The sequence below is a fragment of the Sulfitobacter sp. genome, assembly GCF_039977885.1.
Lineage (GTDB): Bacteria > Pseudomonadota > Alphaproteobacteria > Rhodobacterales > Rhodobacteraceae > Sulfitobacter.
Genome location: NZ_JBDWCI010000020.1, coordinates 766,630 through 789,783, shown reverse-complemented (window position 1 = coordinate 789,783; position 23,154 = coordinate 766,630). Strand labels below are relative to the sequence as shown.

The window sequence follows — 23,154 nt, the reverse complement described above, 5'->3', positions numbered from 1 at the left end:
AACCTCTGAATTTCTACTTCGCTTCAGTAACTTAGCGTCTCCGCTCCGTCCCGTCCGCTGCCCCGTCGCTCATTGCTGCGCTTCGGTAAGAGGCGTTCTAGGGTCTACGAACCAAACCCGCAAGCAGTTTTTTCAGGAATTTTGGATTTTCTTTGGTTTTAAATTTTATCACTTAATTACAGCGAGTTACGGAAGGGCCATTCCGCCGGATGCGGTTTTGCCCCTGTTATCAACTCACGATCAATAGCCTGCTAAAATCGCAAAACGGGAACATCGCCAGTTATCCACAGGCTTACCCACAATTCGAAGCAATACGAGCCCCGAATCCACCGGAATCGGCCGACTCACCGCCCCCGCTTGGGGAGCACTCTCAAAGCCAGGAGCGCAACAATGGCCAATAAGTAGAGGATCGGCTCAATCTGGATTCCCTTAACCAACCAAAAGAAGTGCACCCCCCCGAGGAGAACCGCCACATAGGTGAGCTTATGCAGCTTACGCCATGAAGCCGCGCCCAGCTTGCGAATGGAAAGATTGTTGGATGTAACAGCCAACGGCAACAGCAAGGCAAAGCTTGCCATGCCGACAGTGATGTAGGGTCTCTTCCAGATATCGTCCCACATCTGGCCCCACAGCAAACTCATATCCAGAACAACCCACACAAGAAGGTGCAGGGCCACATAGGTGAATGCCAGCACACCAAGCGTCCGGCGGAATTTAAGTAGGTTCAGACCAAGATACCTGCGCAAGGGTGTAACACATAGGCCCGCGACCAATAACTGCAGCGCGATAAGCCCAAGCTCATGCTCAAGCGCCTTGATCGGCTCGCGCCCCAAACCGCCTGTTTGGGCAAGATAAAGCAACCAAGGCACCGGCAGGAGAAACACGATATAGACAAGCCATGTCGGCACAGGGCGTATAAAGCTGTTGATACGGTCAATGATGTTGGTCATGTGGCTCTCCTGACATTTACGGCCAGAGGCATTTGCCAAACAAAACGGACCGGACCTTTTATAAGCCCGATCCGTTCCTAATGGTAAAGTATTTAGAAAGTTTCCTGCAGCGTCATATCCGCATAAAGCGAGCCGACTTCTTCCTCATAGCCGTTCAGCTTGAGAGTGGGGATACGTTTGGCAAACAGACCTCCGCCTACCACCCTCTCAGACGCCTGACTCCAGCGAGGATGATCCAGCTCGGGGTTCACATTACTATAGAACCCGTATTCTCTGGCGTTGGCTTTATTCCAGCTTGTTGGTGGCTGGGTGTCCGTCAGCGTGATCTTCACAATCGACTTGATAGATTTGAAGCCATACTTCCAAGGCACAACCAGCCTCAGCGGTGCGCCGTTCTGGTTTGGAATGTCTTTGCCGTAGATACCCGTCGCCATCATCGTGAGCGGATGCATCGCCTCATCCAGCCGCAGACCCTCTACATAGGGCCAGTCCAGAACCGGAAAACGCACGCCCGGCATCTCGTCGGGAAGAACCGCGGTCTCGAATGCTACGTATTTTGCACCTGACTGAACCCCTGCCATATCAAGCAGATCGGCCAGCTCGAAGCCGTTCCACGGGACAACCATGGACCATGCCTCAACACAACGGAAACGGTAGATTCGCTCCTCGATAGTCATTGCCTTCAGAATATCTTCGAACGCATAGCGGCCGGGCTTATCAACCATACCGCCGATCTCGACACTCCACGGTTTTGTCGTCAGATCGCCGGCATAACGGGCGGGATCATCCTTGCCCGTTCCGAACTCATAGAAGTTGTTATACTGGGTGATGTCCTCATAGGCACTCGGCTCGAGCGTTTCACCAGCAGCAAAACCGGCACCTGCACCCATGGACGCCAAGCCGACACCGGCGGCAGCCCCGCCCATCAATTGTCGGCGGTTCAGAAATGCGGCTTCATCCGTCACGTGGTGGTCTTTGAGCGTATTTTTCCAGCGCAGTGCCATCGGCTCTCTCCTTATCTGTTATCAGAATAGGTAGGGGCCACCGGTCTATGCGCCAAACTGTTTTTGCGCAAATGTCACAATATACACCGGATTGTTAGAATTCACCCCAGCACCCCAATGCCGAACCACAGCATACCGCCCCCAATGGCCTGCAATGCAGGGGACAAGGCGCATCGTCAAAATGCCGCAAGCCAAGCGGATCTGACGGCGGATTTGTGCCTGATTTACAAACGATTGGTAATTTACCGCCCAAGCATGGCCGCCTAGCTCACCGCTCTAACCGGTCAAGGAAATTTACACCAAAATACCTGCGAACCAAAGCCCGCCGTGCGCGTAGTAGTCGCAATGCAAACACGCATTTACGACAACCAAGGAGACTGACATGTTTCGTACAACAATACTGTCACTTACGGCCGCCGCAGCACTTACCACATCCGCCTTTGCTTCGGACAACAACAAAGACATTGTAGATACCGCCGCGAACGCCGGAGAGTTTTCGACCCTGTTAGCAGCCGCAGAGGCGGCAAACCTTGTGGAAGCACTTAAGGGGGACGGACCCTATACTGTCTTTGCGCCAACTGACGCCGCTTTTGCCGCGCTACCCGAAGGCACTGTAGAGACACTGTTGCTTCCGGAGAACAAAGAGCAGCTGGCCGCGATCCTGACGTACCACGTCGTACCAGGCAAGATCATGTCGACTGACCTGATTGATGATAGCGAAGCGATAACCGTGAACGGCGATACGATCATGATCGACCTCGATAATGGTGTGATGATTGACGATGCAACCGTGACCCAAGCGGATATCGAAGCGTCAAACGGTGTGATCCACGTCATCGACACAGTAATCCTGCCAGACGTTTAAGACCTGCCAACGACAAAAAGCAAAGCCTGCCGGCCATTAAGGTCGGCAGGCGAATTTAAGTGTCGATATCATGGGGCGTGCCGAACATACATCGGCACGCCATTTGCTTAGTGGACTGTCGCCTCATCCGGCTTGGGTCTGTTGCTCGGCGATACGCGATCCCCGATGATCAACCCGTCAGCCTCCGCAGTGACCGGAATAGTGTCGCCATCCGCCACATCACCGGACAACAACATCTCTGCCAGCGGGTTTTGCAGCGACGACTGGATCACCCGTTTCAGCGGGCGCGCGCCGAACACAGGATCATACCCCTCATCCGCAAGCCACTTGCGCGCATCATCGTCAAGCGCCAGCTCGATCTTGCGAGCCGCAAGCCGTTTAAGCAGCCGCGCCATCTGGATCGTAACGATGCCGTCCATATCCGCACGGTTGAGGCGGTCAAAGATGATCGTCTCATCCAGACGGTTGAGGAATTCGGGGCGGAAGTGCGCCCGCACCGCATCCATCACATTACGCTTGGCATCGGCCATGTCGCTGCCTTCGGGTGCATTGCTGAGCGCTTGCGCCCCAAGGTTAGACGTCAGGATGATCAGCGTTTGCTTGAAATCCACGGTCCGCCCCTGCCCGTCTGTCAGCACACCATCATCCAACACCTGCAACAGCACGTTGAACACATCGGGATGCGCCTTCTCAACCTCATCGAACAGGACCACCTGATAGGGGCGCCTGCGTACAGCTTCGGTCAGCACACCACCTTCGTCATAGCCGACATATCCGGGAGGGGCCCCGATCAGACGCGCCACCGCGTGTTTCTCCATGAACTCCGACATGTCGATGCGCACCATGGCGCTGTCATCGTCAAACATGAACTCGGCCACGGCCTTGGTCAGCTCGGTCTTACCCACGCCTGTTGGCCCAAGGAACAAGAAGCTACCCAGCGGACGGTCTTCATCATTCAGACCTGCACGCGACCGGCGCACAGCGTTGGCGACTGCTTTGACCGCCTGATCCTGACCGATGACGCGGCTGTGCAATTGCTCTTCCATGCGCAGCAGCTTGTCACGCTCACCTTCCAGCATTTTACCGGCAGGGATACCCGTCCACCGCTCAACCACGCTGGCGATCTGGTCGGGGCGTACAGCCTCTTCCACCATCATGCCATCATCACGAGATTCCGCCTCGTCCAACTGGCGTTCAAGATCGGGAATCACACCGTAAGACAGCTCACCCGCCTTAGCGAGGTTGCCATCGCGCTTGGCGATGTCTAATGCGGCGCGGGCGTGATCCAGCTGCTCTTTGATGACGCGTGTGCCTTCCAGCTTGTCACGCTCGGCCTGCCAGCTCGCGGTCATCTGCGCGCTGCGTTCTTTCAGGTCAGCCACATCCTTCTGCAAAACCTCAAGACGATCCTTCGACGCCTGATCATCCTCAAGCTTGAGCGCCTCTTCCTCGATCTGCAACTGCATCACCTGGCGGTCCAACGCATCCAGCTCTTCGGGCTTGCTGTCGACCTCCATGCGCAAACGGCTGCCTGCCTCATCCATAAGGTCGATCGCCTTATCCGGCAGGAACCGGTCCGTGATATAACGGTGGCTGAGCGTTGCCGCCGCCACAAGCGCACTGTCCGTGATACGCACGCCGTGATGCAGCTCGTACTTCTCTTTAATACCGCGCAGAATGCTGATCGTGTCCTCAACCGTAGGCTCCAGAACCATCACAGGCTGGAACCGCCGCGCAAGGGCCGCGTCCTTCTCTACATACTTACGGTATTCTTCCAACGTCGTGGCACCGATACAGTGTAGCTCACCCCGGGCAAGTGCAGGTTTGATCAGGTTAGCCGCATCCATAGCGCCATCCGCCTTACCCGCACCAACAAGCGTGTGCATCTCGTCGATGAACAAAATGATCTCACCTGCGGCCTGTGTGACCTCGGTCAGCACCGCCTTCAGCCGCTCTTCGAACTCACCACGGTATTTGGCGCCCGCAATCAGCGCCCCCATGTCCAGCGCGAGCAGCTTCTTACGCCGCAAGCTCTCTGGCACGTCGCCATTGACGATGCGCAAGGCAAGACCTTCGGCAATCGCGGTCTTACCCACGCCCGGCTCCCCGATCAAAACCGGGTTGTTTTTCGTCCGGCGGCTCAGCACCTGCATGGCACGGCGAATTTCCTCGTCACGGCCAATGATCGGGTCAATCTTGCCCTCCTCAGCCCGTGCAGTCAGATCCTGCGCGTATTTCTTGAGCGCGTCATAGCCATCTTCGGCACTGGCACTGTCTGCCGTGCGCCCCTTGCGCAGATCGTTGATCGCAGCGTTGAGCGATTGCGCCGTCACCTTACCGGCGTCCAGCGCCGTCTTGGCACCGGATTTAACCATGCAAAGCGCCATCAAAATGCGCTCCACAGGGACGAAACTGTCACCTGCCTTCTTGGCCAGTGCTTCCGCTTCGGCCAAAACGCGCGTGGTCGCACCGTCCAGATATGTCTGGGCCGCCTCGCCAGTCACCTTTGGCATCTTGCCAAGCGCAATATCAACCGCCTGCTTTACCGCGGCGGCATCTCCGCCTGACGCATTAATGAGGTTACTTGCCAGCCCCTCATCGTCGTCCATCAATGCTTTTAGAATGTGCTCGGGCGCCAGCCGTTGGTGGCTATCGCGCGTCGCAATTGTCTGGGCAGCCTGCACGAACCCGCGCGACCGCTCCGTGAACTTACTCAAGTCCATGGCCTTCTCCTTTTTGATAAGCGCCCAATCGTCGCTGCACCCGCTTGGCGGCATACATCATGTCTGGGCCTGTACACGTTATGTGGGAACAATCTGGTGCGGATCAAGATGTCGATCACATCAAATCGGGACCCGTTCGAGCACTCTCAGGCGTGATTTCGCGTCGAATCAATTCCCGAATCGAAGAAAATTCGCGGATCAGCCGTGTAAATTTATGTCAATAAAATATATGCATTTTATGCATTTAACGAAGCCGTGATCGCTTTTTACCACACCAACAGGAACTTTTTGCGTTATAAAAGGTTATAATTTCAACAGCAGTAGTCATTTATAACATAACGGCAGAAAAAAAGCTGGACACACGGACGCGAATGAGGAAACGAAAATGAGCAAGCAAAAGATTCAGATCAGCGAAGTTGTTTATAACGCTGCGAACCAGTGCTTTGAGGCGTTGGTCAGCGTCGACACCGGCAACAAGATGATCAAATACCCCTGCTCAATCGACGCTCCCATCACCATGAGCTTTGAGCAAGCCACCAAAGGCCTCACCACCCAAGCATTGCGCCGCCACAAATCCCGCGACGGCATGCATTCCCAGATGCGTCACCACGTGGCGACGGTACGCGCTGGTCGCCAACGGTTTGACCCGCGCAGCTGGCTGGCACAACTCGGCTTTGGATCGCTTGATAGCGCGGCCTAAGGCCAACACAGTTTTCCGCCTTTGCGCGACCTACCCCTCCGATGCGTGCAACTGTCCCTGCACTCCGGAGCACCGCGCAAAACCACAGACGAGCGCCTGCCTGCACTGTCTGTGATACTCAGGCCCGATCCGCGATTACGCGATCGGGCCTTTTTTTATGTACAGCGCTCCTCCAGTACCATATGCCACAAGACGTTTGCCCACCCCTTGGCCCTGATGGAGACTCACCGATGACTGCCCCCAAATCCGACGACCGCCTGATTGTTGCCCTCGATGTTCCGAACGCTGTTGCAGGGCTCGATCTTGCTGAACGTCTAGGCGAGTCCGTGAACTTCTATAAAATCGGCCTCGGGATGCTGACAGGTGGCGGCTTGGCCCTCGCCAACGAGCTCAAGCAAGAGCAGGGAAAACGCATTTTCCTTGATATGAAACTATTCGACATAGGCGCCACGGTTGAGGCCGCCGTGCGGGGGCTAGCCCAGTTTGATCTGGATTTCCTGACCGTGCATGGCGACCCTCACGTTGTGCGCGCGGCCAAGCAAGGGGCCGCCGGCAGCAATATGAAAATTCTCGGCGTGACGATCCTAACGTCGCTTGACCGTGCAGATCTGGATGCAAGCCTGATCTGCGCAGGCGACCTGCCCGATCTGGTTGTAACGCGCGCAGGCCGCGCATTTGATGCAGGTGCGGACGGCATCATCGCCTCTCCACAAGAGGCCGCGCTGATCCGCGCCCTGCCAGAGGCCGCAGGCAAATTGATCATCACCCCCGGCGTACGTCCGACCGGTGCAGCCTTGGGCGATCAAAAGCGTGTGGCAACCCCCGCTCAGGCCATCCAGAACGGGGCCGATCATGTCGTCGTAGGCCGCCCCATTCACGCCGCAACAGATCCTGTCGCAGCCGCCCACGACGTCTTGCGCGACATCGCATCTGTATCCCCGACAACTTAGCCGTGTGCCAAATTCGCCACATCAGAGCAAATTGACCATAGGTAAACCTCTGCCTCGCTATGGCATACATTGGTTTTATGTTAAGCAATAGGTGGTGATACTCCCCGACGAACTGGTTATTCTCAATGTTCGTCAACTCCCCCCCGCTAAGCGAAGCGGGGGGATTTTCAGAAAAAATCAGTTTTTCAAATAGTTGCATCCCGCTGAGCGACCCATATGGCCAACCGCTCCTGAAAGGCAGGCACCGCTTTGGGGTGCGTCAGAAACCTGTGCTCTGACATCATGCGCCACTCTTGCCCCTCGTCTCCGAATACAACACGATCCTGAAACTCATGCGGCATCTGCGCAACAAAGAACCATTTCGCCTGTACGCCTTCGAAAAAGCGGCGCCCCCAACACAGCGCCGCAGGCGGCACGACAATACCCAGCTCTTCGCGGCATTCACGCAGCGCACAATCCTGTGGCGTCTCATCGCCCTCCCGACCACCGCCCGGCAGGTCCCAATGATCGGCAAAAATCAGACCCGGCGTGGCATCCCGCAAAATCACGCACAGCTCCTCTCCCAGATACAGGGCAAGCTTGGCCCCGCCAAAGGGCGCGCCGTCATAAGGTTCAATGTCGAATTGCATAGCTCTCCAGCCGTGTTGCCCCTATGATCAATCATCCAGATCCACAGCACAATGGCCGTTATGCCCGCCCTTTGCCGCGATTGCCTGACCCAATTTGAAGACGCGCGTCGGTGCCCCGCCTGCGCCAGTCCGCGTGTGGCACGCCATCCCGAGCTGTGGGATCTGAGCGTGGCCCATATGGATTGCGATGCCTTTTACGCCTCGGTCGAGAAACGCGATGATCCGTCACTGGAAGGCAAGCCCGTGATCATTGGCGGCGGTCAACGCGGTGTTGTATCGACCGCGTGCTATGTCGCGCGCATCCGCGGCGTCCGTTCGGCCATGCCAATGTTTCAAGCACTCAAACTATGCCCCGAGGCCGTGGTTATCCGGCCAAGGATGGATGAATACGTCAAAGCCTCCCGCGCCATCCGCGCCATGATGGAAGAACTCACCCCCGCGATCGAACCGCTTTCACTGGACGAGGCATTTCTGGATATGAGCGGCACCGCCCGCCTGCATGGCGCGCCTCCTGCCGTGATGCTGGCGCGACTGGTCCGGCGCATGAAAACCGAATTAGGGCTGACCGGTTCAATCGGGCTAAGCCATAACAAGTTTCTGGCCAAAGTCGCCTCGGACCTCGACAAACCTCACGGGTTTTCCGTTATCGGTCAGGCTGAGACGATGGATTTTCTAAGTGATAAGCCCGTGCGCATGATCTGGGGTGTGGGGGCGGCGGCCCAAGCATCACTGGAAAAGGCGGGAATTCGGACATTTACAGACCTTTTGCGCTGGGAACAGGCCGATCTGATCGCCCGCTTCGGGAGCATGGGTGACCGCCTGTGGCATCTGGCCCGCGGTCAGGATCGTCGACGTGTTTCCGCGCATAGCCCCATGAAATCCATCACAAACGAAACAACCTTTAGCCAAGACACCTCTGATCCGGATATATTGGATGGCCATATCTGGCGCATGGCAGAAAAAGTCGCCGACCGCGCCAAGGCCAAGAACCTCGCCGGCCGCGTGGTCACGCTCAAACTCAAGCGCGCGGATCACACACTACTGTCGCGGCGCGTCGCACTTAGCGATCCGACACAGTTGGCGGACCGGATTTACCGAACGACCCGCGGCCTGTTTGATCAGGTAAAAGAAAAAGGGCCCTACCGCCTGTTGGGCTGCGGGTTGGCAGAGCTTTCCGATGCCGAGGAAGCCGATAAACTTGGTGATTTGCTGGACCCAGATGCAACAAAACGTTCTCGGGCTGAGCGCGCAACAGACGCGATCCGCGACCGCTTTGGCTCGGATGCGATCGTCAAAGGCCGCACTTTGCGCTGAAGGTCCATCGGGGCACCGGTTTTATTCCGCCGCGAGCGAGGTTCGTCCCTGACCGATATCGGCCACATCTGCGACAACCTTGCGCAACGCCGCCCGGACCGATTCGAAATCTCCGTTCGGACGAATAAGCTGCTCATTCATATAAAGCGAACGGTCGATTTCGACTTGAACAGCGTGCTGCCCTTTGGACGGTTTACCATAGGCCTGCGTGATATAAGCCCCTGCAAAGGGCACATTGCGCGTAACGCTAAAACCGGCCTGCTCGAACGCGGCTTCGATCCGGTCCACGACCTCACCACTGGCGGCTGCACCGAATCGGTCACCAAGAACCACATCAGGGCGGCGCATGCCCCCCCGCGCCACGCTATCCATCGCTTCATGCGGCATCGAATGGCAATCAATCAGCACGGTTTGGCCATGCCGCGCATGAGCCGCATCAAGCAGCGATTGCAGTTTTTCGTGATAGGGTTCCCAATAACGGGCGATGCGATCCTGAGCCTCGGCCAGTGTAATTTTACCACGGTAAATCGCGCGCCCGTTGGCCACCACACGTGGGATTACCCCCAAACCGGACGCCACCCGCGGGTTATGCGCCAAACGCCGCGCGCCTTCGATAAGAGCGGGGTCAAGCTCATCACGTGCGCGATTAAGGTCAACATATGCACGCGGAGCCCCTGCTTTTATGAAAACTGCGCCGTATTCAGGCGCGCATTCAAACAGTTGATCCACAAACGCATCCTCGGATGACCGGATCGCATGTTCGTTTAAAACTGTCTTTCGCAGGAAGGACCACGAATAATCCCGCCCCGAATGCGGCGAGGCAAATACGACGCAAGAATCAGGTGTACTGGGGCGCAAAACATCAAAAGCAGCAGCGGGCATAATTGTCTCCTGTTCAACAAAAGACATAGCGCAGTTTATATCGAAGCCAAAAGCCCTTGATCACCTGCTCGACTCCTTTTATAGCACCCAAACGGCGCGATGTTTTCGCGCCCCGTTTTTGTTCGGGGCATGGGACGCGCGCTCATATAGTGGGTGATTAGCTCAGCGGTAGAGCACTTCGTTGACATCGAAGGGGTCACTGGTTCGATCCCAGTATCGCCCACCATGTATTCACTGGCACGTCCCGTTGCGCGGATGTGCTGCCCGTAACCCCGGCGCTGGCCCGCGCCACGATAATAGGAAGGAATGGACTAATGAAAGTTCGCAATTCACTCCGCTCGCTCAAGAATCGGCACCGCGACTGCCGTGTTGTGCGTCGCAAAGGCCGCGTCTACGTGATCAACAAAACCCAGAAGCGTTTCAAAGCCCGTCAGGGTTAATCGAATCGCATTTGGCGAAACAAAGGCTGCTCCTTAACGGGGGCAGCCTTTTCCGTTGCCCAATCCCGTTATCCTGCAAAGCAGTAGCGCGACCTGATTGTCAGTCCCAGATGCGGATCCTCGTGTCGCAGGCCCGACTGTTTCGGCAACCTTCCGGCAAAAGCATCTTTGCCGAGCCCCAAATAGTGACAAATCTGCAGCGAACGCGCCTCTGCCTGGACCTGATCCCCTAAATCCACTTTCGTCAGATCAATCAAATGACCCGCTTTGCGGCGCAACCCGATGACCTCAAATGTCAAAGCCTCGGGCATCTCGATCACTTTGGTCTGTCCATGACGGCCAAACATCGCCTCCTCCCCCTGCCATGTTATCCCCGAAGCAAAGCGCACACGAAAAGTCCCCGGCGGGACCAACACGCGGAAAAACGCCCCGCCCGTGATGTAGGCCGCCAATACATCCGCATCGGTTTGTTCATCTGACAACAACAAAACATAGTTCTGGCCGGACCGGGTTTTAACCTGAAGCGGGAATACGGCTGGCAATCCGGTGCGGTTCCACATCAAGCCCGGTCGCGGCCCATCGCCCTGTGCCTGCGCCATTACTGCGCACAGCATTAAAAACAGAGCCCCCCATAGGGATACATATCTCAACCGCATATCAGGCCTCCCTACAGGTGCCTCGGCCGCTAGCCTAACTGAAAAACCCCACAGCACCAAACACGGGCAGGTGAATGCGCTGGACCTTGCCAAGTGCAGCACACAGTATACCTGCAAGCCACATCTAACACATAAAGGATACAACCATGGCCGAATACACCCCACCAAAAGTCTGGACATGGGACGCGGAAAGCGGCGGAAAATTCGCATCAATCAACCGTCCCATCGCGGGTGCCACCCACGACAAAGAGCGCCCCGTCGGCAAACACCCGATCCAGCTTTACTCGTTGGCTACACCCAATGGCGTAAAGGTCACAGTCCTGCTCGAAGAGCTGCTGGCCGCAGGCCACACCGGAGCAGAATATGACGCATGGCTGATCAACATCAGCGACGGTGATCAATTCGGTTCGGGCTTTGTTGAGGTAAACCCCAACTCGAAAATTCCCGCGCTTATGGATCATTCTGACGGCGCGCCGCAGCGCGTTTTCGAATCCGGCTCTATCCTGCTGTATCTGGCCGAGAAATTCGGTGCCTTCATGCCCACCGATCCCGCCCTTAAAACCGAAATGATGAATTGGCTGTTCTGGCAAATGGGCTCTGCGCCCTACCTTGGCGGCGGCTTTGGTCACTTTTATGCCTATGCGCCTGAGAAATTCGAATATCCAATCAATCGCTTCACGATGGAAACCAAGCGCCAGCTTGATGTGATGGACCGCCATCTGGCCGAGAATGAATATTTTGCAGGCGATTATTCCATCGCGGATATCGCGATCTGGTCATGGTATGGCCAATTGGTGCTGGGTCGCTTGTATGACGCCGCCGAATTCCTTGACGTAGAAAGCTACACAAACGTCATGCGTTGGGCCAAGGCAATTGATGCACGTCCTGCCGTTCTGCGCGGCCGCATGGTCAACCGCCCGTTTGGTGAGCCCGAGATGCAGCTGCATGAACGCCACGACGCCTCGGATTTCGAGACAAAGACACAAGACAAGATCGCCAAAGAGTAACCTGCTGGCGCGCGCCACTCCCATTGTGGCGCGCGCCTAGCGCCGGCCGACCTGCCGGCAAATCAGGATCACTGGCAACAACCCCATCGCCACAATCACAAGGCTGGGCACCGCCGCGCCCTCTAACCGCTCGTCACTGGCGAGCTGATAGGCTTGCACTGCCAATGTGTCAAAGTTGAACGGACGCATGATCAAGGTCGCGGGCAGTTCTTTCATCACATCCACGAAAACGATCAACAGCGCTGTCAGCAGACTGGGCGCAAGGATCGGCAAATGCACACGGCGCAACGTGCCAAACGGCCCCTGCCCCAATGAGCGCGACGCCGCATCCATATTCACATGCACCATCGCCTGTCCGCCCTCATAGGCCCCCAAAGCAGCCGCGAGGAACCGGACCATATAAGCGATCACCAACAGCCAGATGGAGCCGGTGATCAACAGCCCGGTCGAGATATCAAATGTCGCACGCATCCACGCGTCCAGCGCGTTATCAAAGGCCGCAAAGGGCACCATAAGGCCAACGGCAATCACGCCACCAGGCACCGCATAACCCAAACGCGCGACATAGGCCGTCGATTGGGACAAACGACCAACTTTCATACGCTGGAAATACCCCACGCAAATCGCAGCCGTTACTGTCACCACAGCGGCCACCGATGCCAATGTGGCCGAATTCTTGATGAATCCGACATAACGCGCGCTCAACAGGTTCTGCTCGGATCCGATGCCCATAAAGAACAAAACGATAACGGGCAGAATCGCACCAAACACCACCGGCAATCCACACAGCAGCATCGCCGCCACAGATCGCCAACCCTTTAAAACCGCAGCGGGTGCGGTTTGCGTCTGGCGTGCCGGATCATGGTAGCGTGCCTTGCCCCGTTGCGCCCGCTCCAACATAGCCAACAGCAAGGCAAAGCTGAGCAAACACAGCGCAAGCTGCGCCGCCCCCACACGGTCAAAAAGCGAGAACCAGCTGGTGTAGATACCCGTGGCAAAGGTTTGCACACCGAAATAGGCCACCGTGCCGAAATCCGCGATGGTTTCCATAACGGTCAGCAGAACGCCCCCCGCAATTGCCGGACGGGCGAGAGGGAGGCTCACCTTGAAAAACGCAGCCCAAGGAGAAGAGCCCAGCGCGCGCGCCGCTAGAAATGTGCTACCGCTTTGTTGTAGAAATGCCGCCCGGGCCAGCAGGTAAACGTACGGATACAATACCAGAACCAACATACAGGCCGCGCCGCCCAGCGATCGGATTTCGGGGAACCAATAATCACGCGGCCCCCACCCCGTTAAATCACGCAGCGTGGTCTGCACGATGCCCGGATGGTCAAGCACATGAGTATAGGCATAGGCCAGCACATAGGCCGGAAAAGCCAACGGCAGCACCAGCGCGATTTCGAAGAATCGCACCCCCGGGAAACGGGTCATCGTCACTAACCATGCCGCGCCGACACCGATGGCAAACGTCCCTGTTGCCACCAGCACAACCAACGCAAGCGTGGTGCCAATATAGCGTCCCAGCACTGTTTGCGCCAAATGCTGAACCGTATCTGTGCCGCCCGACAGCGATGCCAAAAGCACCGCAACCATCGGCAACGCGCAAATGACAGCCACCACCAGCGCCACAACCGAAAGAGGACGCGCGCCATCGCTGCGCTTTTTGGGAATTTGAACTTGAACATGGGCCATGGCCCTATGTCGACTATTTTAGTCGGAAAGAAAAGCCACTGGCTGCGTAGCTAGCCATCATAACTTCGTTGATCTTCGATCACCAACCCGTCCTTGGGCAGGCTGTCTGGCGCGACGACCTCTACCGTCCCTTTGAGCTTGAGCAACGACGCCACCGTTCTGGAATACGCCTCGACATCAGGCTGTGCGCTTTCGATTTGCACAGTCATCACGTCCTGCTCTTCCGCACGCGAAGCAACTACCCGCACACGGATGATTTCGGGATGCTGTGCGACCACTTGGGCCACCTGTTCAGGGCGCACAAACATGCCTTTGATCTTGGTTGTCTGATCCGCACGGCCCATCCACCCCTTGATGCGCGTGTTGGTACGCCCGCAAGGGGACACGCCCGCCATGACAGCGCTCAAATCTCCGGTCGCCAAGCGGATCAACGGATAATCGGGGTTAAGCGTGGTCACGACGACCTCGCCAACCTCACCCTCGGGCACGGGAATACCGGTGCCCGGCGTCACGATTTCAACAATCACGCCCTCATCAACGATCAACCCCTCCATTGCGGGCGTCTCATAGGCGATATTGCCCAGATCGGCCGTGGCATAGCTTTGCAAACAGGTGATACCCCGCGCCGCATACCAATCACGCAAGGACGGAAACAGCGCACCACCGCCCACGGCAGCCTTGGTGATGCCAAGGGTCACACCCATCTCGTCCGCCTTTTCCAAAATCACCTTCAGGTAATCTGGCGTGCCTGCATAGGCCGTCGACCCAACATCGCGCGCGGCGATGACTTGCAGCTCCGTCTGGCCCGTGCCCGCAGGCAGGATCGTCGCACCGACTGCCCGTGCGCCACTTTCGAAAATCATACCCGCAGGGGTAAGGTGATAGCCAAAACAATTGTGTACGATGTCCTCTTTCCCAATGCCTACCGCATGCAGAAAGCGCCCCATACGCCACCAGTCATGCGCGTCAGACGAAGGCTCATAAATCGGGCCGGGGGATTGGAAGACATGGCTAAAACCATTTGCAGGTCTGGTCGTGAAACCGCCAAACGGAGCATCCGCGGCCTGCGCGCGACCCAGATCGGATTTGCGCAAAACCGGCAGCGCGGCCAAGGCCTCAATGCTTGTCACGACGGCTGGATCGATCCCGTCCAAATGCCCCGCGTAACCTGACAGTTTTTGCGCGCGTGCAACCTGCTGGGGCAGCCCATTGGCATAAGCCGCCGTACGCTCTTGTCGGCTGCGGGTTTCAAGATCGTCAAAGTTGCTCATATCAATCATTCATCCATTCATTGCGCCACAGCTACACCGCGACGCCAAACAACCGGCCAACCGCAGCGGTCACCGCCATCGCCAGCCCGCCCCAGAAAACCACCCGCAAAGCCGCAGGCCCAACGGCCGCACCGCCAGCAACAGCGCCCAACCCACCCAGGCCTGCCAAAGCAATCAGGGTGACAATTACAACAACGGGGATCACAGCCCCAACAGGCGCAAAGAAGGCCGCGATCAATGGCACCGATGCAAAAACACTAAAGGTGACAGCGGATGTGACCGCTGCCAGCAGCGGCTGCGCGGCTTGCACCTCTGTCAGGCCGAGCTCGTCGCGCACATGCGCCACCAATGCGCCTTTCTCCGTCAGCTCGCGGGCCACCAACTGGGCCGTGGCATCGGACAATCCGCGCGACCTGTAAATATCGGCCAGCTCGGCCTCTTCGCCAGCCGGATCATCAAGAAGGGCCTGCCGCTCCCGCTCAACATCTGCATCTTCGAGATCCGCCTGCGACGATACGCTGACATATTCGCCCGCCGCCATCGACATGGCACCCGCAGCCAGCCCCGCCGCACCGGCGATCAAAACCGCACGCGGATTTGGATCAGCTGCCGCAACGCCCACGATGATCGAGGCAACCGATACAATCCCGTCGTTTGCCCCCATCACGGCGGCGCGCAACCACGCGACCCGATCCACAAGATGTGGGTCATCACTATGTGCTGAGGGCTCCATGTCAGCTCAACCAACGCTTGCGGCGGCGATAGCTACGCACGTCCCGAAAGCTCTTTCGCCCTTCGTCTGACATGCCAAGGTAGAACTCTTTCACATCCTGATTTTCCCGCAGGTCAGCGGCAGGGCCATCCATCACCACGCGGCCACTCTCAAGGATGTATCCATAATGCGCAAATCTCAGCGCGACATTGGTGTTCTGCTCTGCAAGCAGAAAGGTCACGCCTTCCTTTTCATTAATTTCTTTAACAATCTGGAAAATCTGTTCCACCAACTGCGGGGCCAACCCCATGGACGGCTCATCCAGCAGGATCGTCTCGGGGCGGCTCATCAGCGCGCGGCCCACCGCACACATCTGCTGCTCACCGCCCGAAGTATACCCCGCCTGCGATTTGCGCCGTTCGCGCAGACGCGGAAAATAGTTATACACCATCTCGAGGTCCGCCGCGATTGCGCCCTTGCCATCCGTGCGGGTGTAGGAGCCGGTGAGCAGGTTCTCCTCGATCGTCAGATGCTCAAAACAATGACGGCCCTCCATCACCTGAACCACGCCATTTTTCACCGTCTCGGCAGGATCTTGGGCTGCAATCGACTGGCCACGATACTTGATCGAGCCCTTCGTCACCTCGCCCCGCTCCGAGGCAAGCAGCCCCGAAATCGCCTTGAGCGTTGTCGTCTTGCCAGCACCATTACCGCCCAGCAGCGCGGTAATACCGCCTTTGGGCACATTCAGGCTGACGCCTTTGAGCACAAGGATCACGTGATTATAGATCACCTCGATGTTGTTCACTTCGAGCAGGTTCTCGACCTCAACCGCGGCGGGGGTGGTGGTGTCCAACATGTCCCTCGATCCTTTTTGAATGGGTAAACCTCTGGCCGCGACACAGATGCCCGGCCAGAGAACACCTGACTTAGTTACAGCCTGGCGTGATTTTGTTTTCCGCAGCATAAGACGCGGCATCCTCGGAAACCAATGAGTCGATTAGCGCCTTATCTGTAGGCGAAAAATCCGAAATCAGGCTCCATGTCTTGGCCGATGCATCCCATTGGGTCACTCCCACAAGGCCATCGCCGCCATGGTTCTGGCACGACACTTTGAACGAAGGCCCGAAATTCGGCAGGCCAAGGGCCTCCATCTTTGCTTCGGTGATCTCCAACGCTTCCATGCCATCGCGCATTTGACTGGGGTTGATATCCGCCGTGCCATGGATTTCCTGCGCAGTTTTAGCAGCCTCAGCGGCAAGCATCGCAGCATAAAGACCACGGTTGTACAGAACAGTACCGATCTGATCCCCCGCACCCGAGGCATTGCCGGCATCAACAACATACTTTTGAATGTCGTCAAAAACGGGGAAGTCATCCCCCACACCGTGGAAGGTAAGCGCCTTATACCCATTGGCCGCAGCGCCCGCTGCAAGCACGTCATTCTCTGAACCTGACCACCAGACGCCAATGAAATTTTCCATCGGGAATCGGATGTTGGCCGCCTCCTGAATGGCCACCTGATTCATCACACCCCAGCCGTACATGATCACATAGTCCGGCTTATCACGGCGAATTTGCAACCACTGGGATTTCTGCTCCTGACCGGGATGGTCAACAGGCACTTCCTTGAACTCGAAACCATGCGTTTCGCTCAGATCGGTCAAGGTGCGGATCGGCTCCTTGCCGTATGCCGAGTTGTGATAGACCAGCGCGATTTTCTTGCCTTTCAAATCCCCGCCGTTCTCCTCCAGCAAGTAATTGATCGCACCCGACGCGCCATCCCAATAGTTTGCAGGGTAGTTGAATGTGTGGCTGAACACTTCACCGCTCTTTGCAGACGTGCGGCCATAGCCCATCGTGTGCATCGGAATATCATCCGCCGTTGTTTTCGGGATCAACTGATAGGTGATACCCGTGGAAAGCGGTTGATACACCAACCCGCCACCGCCCTTGAGCGACTCGTAACACTCCACACCTTTTTCGGTGTTATAACCCGTCTCGCATTCCGGCACCGAAGTCATCACTCCGCCAATGCCACCGTCACGGGCATTCAGCATCTTGAAATAATCCGCATAGCCATCCGCAAACGGGATACCGCCCGCCGCATATGGGCCAGTGCGATAGCTCAACGAGGGGAACACAAGGTCCGCCATCACGGGGCTCGCCGCCATCATGGCAGCGACGGCATATGTACCTAATCTATATTTCATCAGTCGTTTCCTCCCTTGGATTTCATCCGATTGGTCGTACGCAGGGTTTTCCCCGCTGTTTTATCATGCCCCTATCCATCAATGCGGAAAGGGCCACAGCCTTAATTTCTCTTTGGCCACGCGCCACAATTGGGCAATCCCGTGTGGCTCTGCGATCAGGAATACGATGATCAGCAGCCCTACGATCACCAGCTGCAAATGCGCGACAATATCAGTGGGCCAGCCAAACCAATCGACCCCCACCACCTTCAGCGCGACCGGCAAAAGCACCAGAAATGCAGCGCCGGCAAAACTGCCAAAAATGCTACCCAACCCGCCGATGATAATCATGAATAACACAAGGAATGACTTGGTAATGCCAAAGGCCTCGCCCACTTCCACAGCCCCTAAATAAATCGCGAAAAACAACGCTCCCGAAATGCCGATAAAGAACGAAGACATCATGAAAGCAGTCAACTTTGCCTTTAATGGGTTCACGCCAATGATCTCGGCCGCGATATCCATATCGCGGATGGCCATCCACTTACGCCCCGCAGATCCCCGCGTCAGATTGCGCGCAATATAAGCACTGATAATCGTGAAAAAGAGACAGAACAGATAAGCCGCCCAAGGCTCTGTTGAGGGGCCTGTGATCAGAACCCCCAATAAATCACGCTCGGGCGCGCTGATCTGGCCCGAAGCAGAATAATTATAGAACCAGGCCACACGGTTGAACAACCAGACCAAGAAAAACTGCGCAGCCAGCGTTGCCACAGCAAGGTAAAACCCCTTGATCCGTAGGCTCGGCAGCCCGAACAACACACCAACAAAGGCCGTCATCACGCCGCCCATAATGACGCTGAAAAAGATGTTGAGCTCCGGCAAACGGAAAAGCAGCTCACCGCCCCACCATATGTCCACACCCGTCATGAACTTATAGCAGCTATACGCTCCCACAGCCATAAACCCGCCGGTCCCAAGGCTCACCTGCCCGCAATACCCCACAAGGATATTCAGCCCCAGCGCCGCAATCGCATAGATCAGGAAGGGCAACAAAAGCGAATTGACCCAATAATCATTGACAACAAACGGCACGACGACGACAGCAAAAAACAGCACCACATAATAACGATACCGGTCAAACTTGATCGGAAATGTCTGCTGATCCTCCGCATAGGTCGTGCTGAAATCACCTGCTTCTCGGTAGAACATCTCAGTACCCCCTGCTTATCATCACAGGGCCTGCGCCGCATACCGGCCCCCTATTTTCTCTAGCCCGAAATACTCTGGGGGAATTGGCCCAAAGGGCCAAGGGGGCTAGCCCCAGCCTAGGTTTGCAACACTCAAACACGCTCAATCATCCTCTCCCCGAACAGACCCTGCGGACGAAACACAAGGAAAACCAGCGCCAGCATGTAGGCAAACCAGTTCTCGGTCGCCCCCCCAAGGAAAGGCGCACCAATCAGGAATTCGAACAGCTTCTCGCCCACACCGATGATCAACCCGCCCACGATGGCACCGGGGATCGAGGTGAAGCCGCCCAGCATCAACACCGGCAAGGCTTTCAACGCGATCAACGACAGTGAAAACTGCACGCCCGATTTCGCCCCCCACATGATCCCTGCGACCAAGGCGACGAACCCTGCCAGCGACCAAACGAACACCCAGATAAAATTCAGCGACACACCCACCGACAAGGCCGCCTGATGGTCATCTGCCACAGCCCGCATCGCGCGCCCCTGCTTGGTATATTGCGCAAATAACACCAGCCCGATGACCAGCAGCGCGGCAATGATGCTGGCTACAATGTCCAGATTGTCGATGAAAAACCCATAGCCGAAAGCTTCATAGGTTGTCCCCTCAAGCCAGACGTTCATCCCCTGTGGCAAGCACAAATCACCCGCACAAACGTTCAACGCCTTCAGCTCGGAGCCCCACATCAGATCGGCCACCCCTTCGAGGAAGTAAGCCAAGCCAATCGTCGCCATGAACAGAATGATCGGCTCTTGCCCCACCAAATGACGGAATACATACCGCTGCACGGCCCAAGCCAGCGCAATCATCACAAACACTGTTAAAACGATGGCAAAGAAGGATGGAACAGACCAGCCAAACTTGTGAATATCAGTCCCAAAGATCGCATTGATCAGATGGGCAAACGGCACCTGCCCGTTCTGGATACCCACCAACGTCATCGCCGCGAATAACGCCATAACCCCTTGGGCATAATTGAAGATACCCGATGCTTTGTAGATCAGCACAAAACCAAGAGCGACCAGCGCATAAAGCACCCCCGCCATCAGCCCGTTGGCAAATACTTCAATCGTGAAGGCCAGTTGTTCGTTCATCTCACATCTCCCTCACTCATGGGCCACACCAAGATAGGCATCAATCACCGCTTGATTGTTGCGCACCTCATGAGGCGTGCCATCGCCAATCTTCTTGCCGTAATCCATCACAACCACACGGTCGCTCAGATCCATCACAACGCCCATGTCGTGCTCAATCAGCGCAATCGTGGTGCCGAACTCATCGTTCACCGATAGGATAAAGCGGCTCATGTCCTCTTTTTCCTCGACGTTCATGCCCGCCATAGGTTCATCCAACAGTAAGATTGACGGCTCAGCCGCCAGCGCGCGCGCCAGCTCGACCCGCTTTTTCAAACCATAAGGCAGCCGCGATACGGGCGTTTTGCGGATTGCCTGAATCTCGAGGAAATCAATGATTCTCTCGGCCACTTCGCGGTTCGCAATTTCCTCACGCTCGGCCGCGCCGCGCCACAGCATCTGGCCCAGCAGGCCGGTTTTCATATGTGTCAGCCGCCCCGTCATCACATTATCGAGCACCGACATGCCTTCAAACAGCGCGATATTTTGGAACGTGCGCGCAATTCCCTGCTCGGCCACCTCAAAGGGCTTCATCGCAGGCCGCCGCGCGCCCTTGTACCACACCTCGCCATCCTGCGGCACGTAGAACCCCGAGATGACATTCAACATCGAGGACTTTCCCGCCCCGTTCGGTCCAATGATCGCGCGAATTTCGCCTTCGCGAATATCGAACGAGATATCCTTGATGGCCTCCACCCCGCCAAACCGCAGGGTGATATTCTTCATTTCCATGACCACCGCGCCAATTGTGCGGCCATCCTCGGTCACGTAACTTTCGACGCTATCTTTCACGCGTGGCCCCCCATCATTCCGCCGCCATCTGGCGACTATCCGCAAATACCTTGGCGCTGCGCACCTCCAGCGTCGCCTTGATCGCGCCTTTGCGCCCGTCCTCATAGGTCACTTCTGTCTCGGTGCTCACCTGTGCCGAGCCGTCATAAAGCGCCGTGATGATATCTTGATATTTGTCTTCAATGATCCGGCGGCGGACCTTGCGCGTGCGGGTCAGCTCCCCGTCATCGGCATCCAGTTCCTTGTGCAGCACAACAAAACGGTGCAGCTGGCAGCCCGACAGCATTTCATCCTCGGCCACCGATGCATTCACCGCTTTCACATGTTCCTGCACCTGAGCCATCACTTGCGGGTGCCGCGCCAGCTCCTGATACGAAGCATAACCGATATTGTTGCGCTCGGCCCAATTGCCCACTGCGGTCAGATCAATATTGATAAAGGCCGTGCATTCATTGCGGCCATTGCCAAACACAACCGCCTCCAGAATATTCGGGAAGAATTTGAGCTTATTCTCTACGTATTTCGGTGCGAATAACGCCCCGCTGGCCATTTTACCCACATCTTTCGCGCGGTCGATAATGCGCAAATGGCCCGTATCCGGTTCGACAAATCCCGCATCCCCTGTGGCAACCCAGCCCTCAGCATCCTTGGTGTCAGCCGTGCTTTCGGCGTTCTTGTAATACTCTACAAACACCCCCGGCGAGCGGTAGAAAACCTCGCCCGCGTCCGAGACCTTCAGCTCCACCCCCGGACAGGTCACCCCCACCGTGTCGCTACGCACTTGGCCATCGGGCTGCGCGGTGATGAACACCGTCGCCTCGGTCTGCCCATAAAGCTGCTTCAGATTAATCCCGAGGCTGCGGTAGAAATCAAAAATCTCCGGCCCGATTGCCTCGCCCGCCGTATAGCCCACGCGCACGCGGCTGAACCCAAGCGTATTCTTCAACGGGCCATAGATGAACAGCTCTCCCAGACGGTATTGCATCCGGTCGGCAAAGCTTACTTTCTTCCCATCCAGAATATCCGGTCCGACTTTGCGCGCATGCGCCATATAGAAATCAAACAGCTTTTTCTTGAACCGGCCCGCGTCTTCCATGCGGATCATCACATTGGTCAACTGCGTCTCGAATACGCGCGGCGGGGCAAAGTAATAGGTTGGCCCGATCTCACGCAGGTCCACGTGCATGGTATCCGCGCTTTCGGGGCAGTTCGTGCAAAAGCCCGTCCACAGCGCCTGCCCCACAGAAAAGATGAAATCACCCACCCAAGCCATCGGCAGATAGGCTAAAATCTCATCACTCTGGCGTAAGCTGTCAAAGGCAGAGGAGGATTTGGCCGTTTCGATCACATTGCGGTTGCTCAATACGACGCCCTTGGGCTTTCCCGTGGTGCCAGAGGTATAAAGCATCACGCCTGTGCTGTCGTAATCCAGTTTGGCTTGGCGTGCTTCAAGCTCTGCAAAGTGCCGGTCGCGGCTCTTGCGGCCTTGTTCCTGCACCTCTTGATACTGGTGCAGCGCCCCGTGATCATATTTGCGCAGACCGCGTGGGTCGAGATAGATCATCCGCTCGAACTGCGGCAGCTGCTCTTGCACGTCGATGATCTTGTCGACCTGCTCCTGATCGCCCACCACAGCAAAGCGCGCGCCACAGTGGTTCATCACATAGGCCATCTCTTCGGCATTGGCGTCCTGATACAAAGGCACAGGCACCGCGCCGCACATCTCGGCGGCCATCATCGCCCAATATAGATAGGGGCGGTTGCGCCCGATGATGGCAACGAAATCGCCCTCGGCCAGCCCCAGATCCAATAGACCCAATGCCAGCGCTTCAACCTCGCTGCGGGTCTGCTTCCATGTCCAGCTTTGCCATATCCCGAATTCCTTTTCACGGTATGCAGGTGCATCCGCAAATTGCGTTGCGTTGCGATGCAACAATGCAGGAATAGAAGCGGGCTGCCCCAAAGGGCATGAGATCAAAGCCAAATTG

21 protein-coding genes and 1 tRNA gene are annotated in these 23,154 nt (G+C 56.7%); 7 read left to right on the top strand and 15 right to left on the bottom strand.

Annotated features, from left to right (window positions below; translation table 11 throughout):
• Positions 1-344: 344 nt before the first annotated feature.
• Together msrQ and msrP are read right to left on the bottom strand one after the other, a co-directional pair.
• Positions 345-950 carry a protein-methionine-sulfoxide reductase heme-binding subunit MsrQ gene (gene msrQ, locus ABJM03_RS17505; protein ID WP_348419132.1) on the bottom strand — a complete coding sequence of 202 codons (606 nt, stop codon included), beginning with the start codon at positions 948-950 and terminating at the stop codon, positions 345-347.
• Between the two features lie 92 nt (positions 951-1,042).
• Entirely contained in the window at positions 1,043-1,954 is a 912-nt protein-coding gene (msrP, locus tag ABJM03_RS17500) for a protein-methionine-sulfoxide reductase catalytic subunit MsrP (RefSeq protein WP_348419131.1), read from the bottom strand.
• Positions 1,955-2,336: 382 nt separating this feature from the next.
• On the opposite strand from msrP, the gene ABJM03_RS17495 reads away from it, so the two are divergent.
• Positions 2,337-2,819, top strand: a complete 483-nt coding sequence (locus tag ABJM03_RS17495) for a fasciclin domain-containing protein (RefSeq protein WP_348419130.1) — start codon at positions 2,337-2,339, stop codon at positions 2,817-2,819.
• Positions 2,820-2,926: 107 nt separating this feature from the next.
• On the opposite strand, the gene clpB is transcribed toward ABJM03_RS17495, so the two are convergent.
• Positions 2,927-5,542, bottom strand: a complete 2,616-nt coding sequence (gene clpB / locus ABJM03_RS17490) for an ATP-dependent chaperone ClpB (RefSeq protein WP_348419129.1) — start codon at positions 5,540-5,542, stop codon at positions 2,927-2,929.
• Between the two features lie 385 nt (positions 5,543-5,927).
• On the opposite strand from clpB, the gene ABJM03_RS17485 reads away from it, so the two are divergent.
• Positions 5,928-6,242, top strand: a complete 315-nt coding sequence (locus tag ABJM03_RS17485) for an orotidine 5-phosphate decarboxylase (protein ID WP_348419128.1) — start codon at positions 5,928-5,930, stop codon at positions 6,240-6,242.
• 230 nt (positions 6,243-6,472) lie between these two features.
• Positions 6,473-7,192: an orotidine-5'-phosphate decarboxylase gene (gene pyrF, locus ABJM03_RS17480; RefSeq protein ID WP_348419127.1), complete on the top strand. Its 720-nt coding sequence runs from the start codon at positions 6,473-6,475 to the stop codon at positions 7,190-7,192.
• 185 nt (positions 7,193-7,377) lie between these two features.
• Here pyrF and ABJM03_RS17475 read toward each other — a convergent pair whose 3' ends face one another.
• Positions 7,378-7,821: an NUDIX hydrolase gene (locus tag ABJM03_RS17475; RefSeq protein ID WP_348419126.1), complete on the bottom strand. Its 444-nt coding sequence runs from the start codon at positions 7,819-7,821 to the stop codon at positions 7,378-7,380.
• Between the two features lie 60 nt (positions 7,822-7,881).
• Between ABJM03_RS17475 and ABJM03_RS17470 the strand changes: the two genes are divergently transcribed.
• Complete coding sequence (locus tag ABJM03_RS17470) at positions 7,882-9,135, top strand: DNA polymerase IV (protein WP_348419164.1); 1,254 nt, start codon at positions 7,882-7,884, stop codon at positions 9,133-9,135.
• Positions 9,136-9,156: 21 nt separating this feature from the next.
• On the opposite strand, the gene ABJM03_RS17465 is transcribed toward ABJM03_RS17470, so the two are convergent.
• Entirely contained in the window at positions 9,157-10,017 is an 861-nt protein-coding gene (locus ABJM03_RS17465; RefSeq protein ID WP_348419125.1) for an N-formylglutamate amidohydrolase, read from the bottom strand.
• A gap of 151 nt (positions 10,018-10,168) precedes the next feature.
• Here ABJM03_RS17465 and ABJM03_RS17460 point away from each other — a divergent pair.
• Positions 10,169-10,243 (top strand) — tRNA-Val (locus ABJM03_RS17460).
• A gap of 88 nt (positions 10,244-10,331) precedes the next feature.
• The gene (gene ykgO / locus ABJM03_RS17455) at positions 10,332-10,457 is read left to right on the top strand and encodes a type B 50S ribosomal protein L36 (RefSeq protein ID WP_025058716.1); all 126 of its coding nucleotides are present in this window, start codon (positions 10,332-10,334) and stop codon (positions 10,455-10,457) included.
• A gap of 68 nt (positions 10,458-10,525) precedes the next feature.
• On the opposite strand, the gene ABJM03_RS17450 is transcribed toward ykgO, so the two are convergent.
• Positions 10,526-11,113: a hypothetical protein gene (locus ABJM03_RS17450; protein ID WP_348419124.1), complete on the bottom strand. Its 588-nt coding sequence runs from the start codon at positions 11,111-11,113 to the stop codon at positions 10,526-10,528.
• 146 nt (positions 11,114-11,259) lie between these two features.
• Between ABJM03_RS17450 and yghU the strand changes: the two genes are divergently transcribed.
• Complete coding sequence (yghU, locus tag ABJM03_RS17445) at positions 11,260-12,120, top strand: glutathione-dependent disulfide-bond oxidoreductase (protein WP_348419123.1); 861 nt, start codon at positions 11,260-11,262, stop codon at positions 12,118-12,120.
• A 36-nt stretch (positions 12,121-12,156) separates the two neighbouring features.
• Here yghU and ABJM03_RS17440 read toward each other — a convergent pair whose 3' ends face one another.
• The 9 genes from ABJM03_RS17440 to ABJM03_RS17400 all read right to left on the bottom strand — a co-directional run bounded on the left by ABJM03_RS17440 (position 12,157) and on the right by ABJM03_RS17400 (position 23,150).
• On the bottom strand, positions 12,157-13,812 hold the full coding sequence (locus ABJM03_RS17440; protein WP_348419122.1) for an iron ABC transporter permease: 1,656 nt from the start codon (positions 13,810-13,812) through the stop codon (positions 12,157-12,159).
• A 50-nt stretch (positions 13,813-13,862) separates the two neighbouring features.
• Positions 13,863-15,092, bottom strand: a complete 1,230-nt coding sequence (locus tag ABJM03_RS17435; protein WP_348419121.1) for a phenylacetate--CoA ligase family protein — start codon at positions 15,090-15,092, stop codon at positions 13,863-13,865.
• 22 nt (positions 15,093-15,114) lie between these two features.
• The gene (locus ABJM03_RS17430; protein WP_348419120.1) at positions 15,115-15,816 is read right to left on the bottom strand and encodes a VIT family protein; all 702 of its coding nucleotides are present in this window, start codon (positions 15,814-15,816) and stop codon (positions 15,115-15,117) included.
• A gap of 1 nt (position 15,817) precedes the next feature.
• Complete coding sequence (locus ABJM03_RS17425) at positions 15,818-16,654, bottom strand: ABC transporter ATP-binding protein (RefSeq protein WP_348419119.1); 837 nt, start codon at positions 16,652-16,654, stop codon at positions 15,818-15,820.
• A gap of 70 nt (positions 16,655-16,724) precedes the next feature.
• Complete coding sequence (locus ABJM03_RS17420; RefSeq protein ID WP_348419118.1) at positions 16,725-18,008, bottom strand: ABC transporter substrate-binding protein; 1,284 nt, start codon at positions 18,006-18,008, stop codon at positions 16,725-16,727.
• 78 nt (positions 18,009-18,086) lie between these two features.
• A complete protein-coding gene (locus ABJM03_RS17415; protein WP_348419117.1) occupies positions 18,087-19,199 on the bottom strand; it encodes a branched-chain amino acid ABC transporter permease in 1,113 nt (370 codons plus the stop codon).
• 131 nt (positions 19,200-19,330) lie between these two features.
• Positions 19,331-20,335, bottom strand: a complete 1,005-nt coding sequence (locus ABJM03_RS17410; protein ID WP_348419116.1) for a branched-chain amino acid ABC transporter permease — start codon at positions 20,333-20,335, stop codon at positions 19,331-19,333.
• A 12-nt stretch (positions 20,336-20,347) separates the two neighbouring features.
• Positions 20,348-21,166, bottom strand: coding sequence for an ABC transporter ATP-binding protein (locus tag ABJM03_RS17405; protein WP_348419115.1), 819 nt, complete (start codon positions 21,164-21,166; stop codon positions 20,348-20,350).
• Between the two features lie 13 nt (positions 21,167-21,179).
• Positions 21,180-23,150, bottom strand: a complete 1,971-nt coding sequence (locus ABJM03_RS17400) for an AMP-binding protein (protein ID WP_348419114.1) — start codon at positions 23,148-23,150, stop codon at positions 21,180-21,182.
• Positions 23,151-23,154 lie beyond the last annotated feature (4 nt).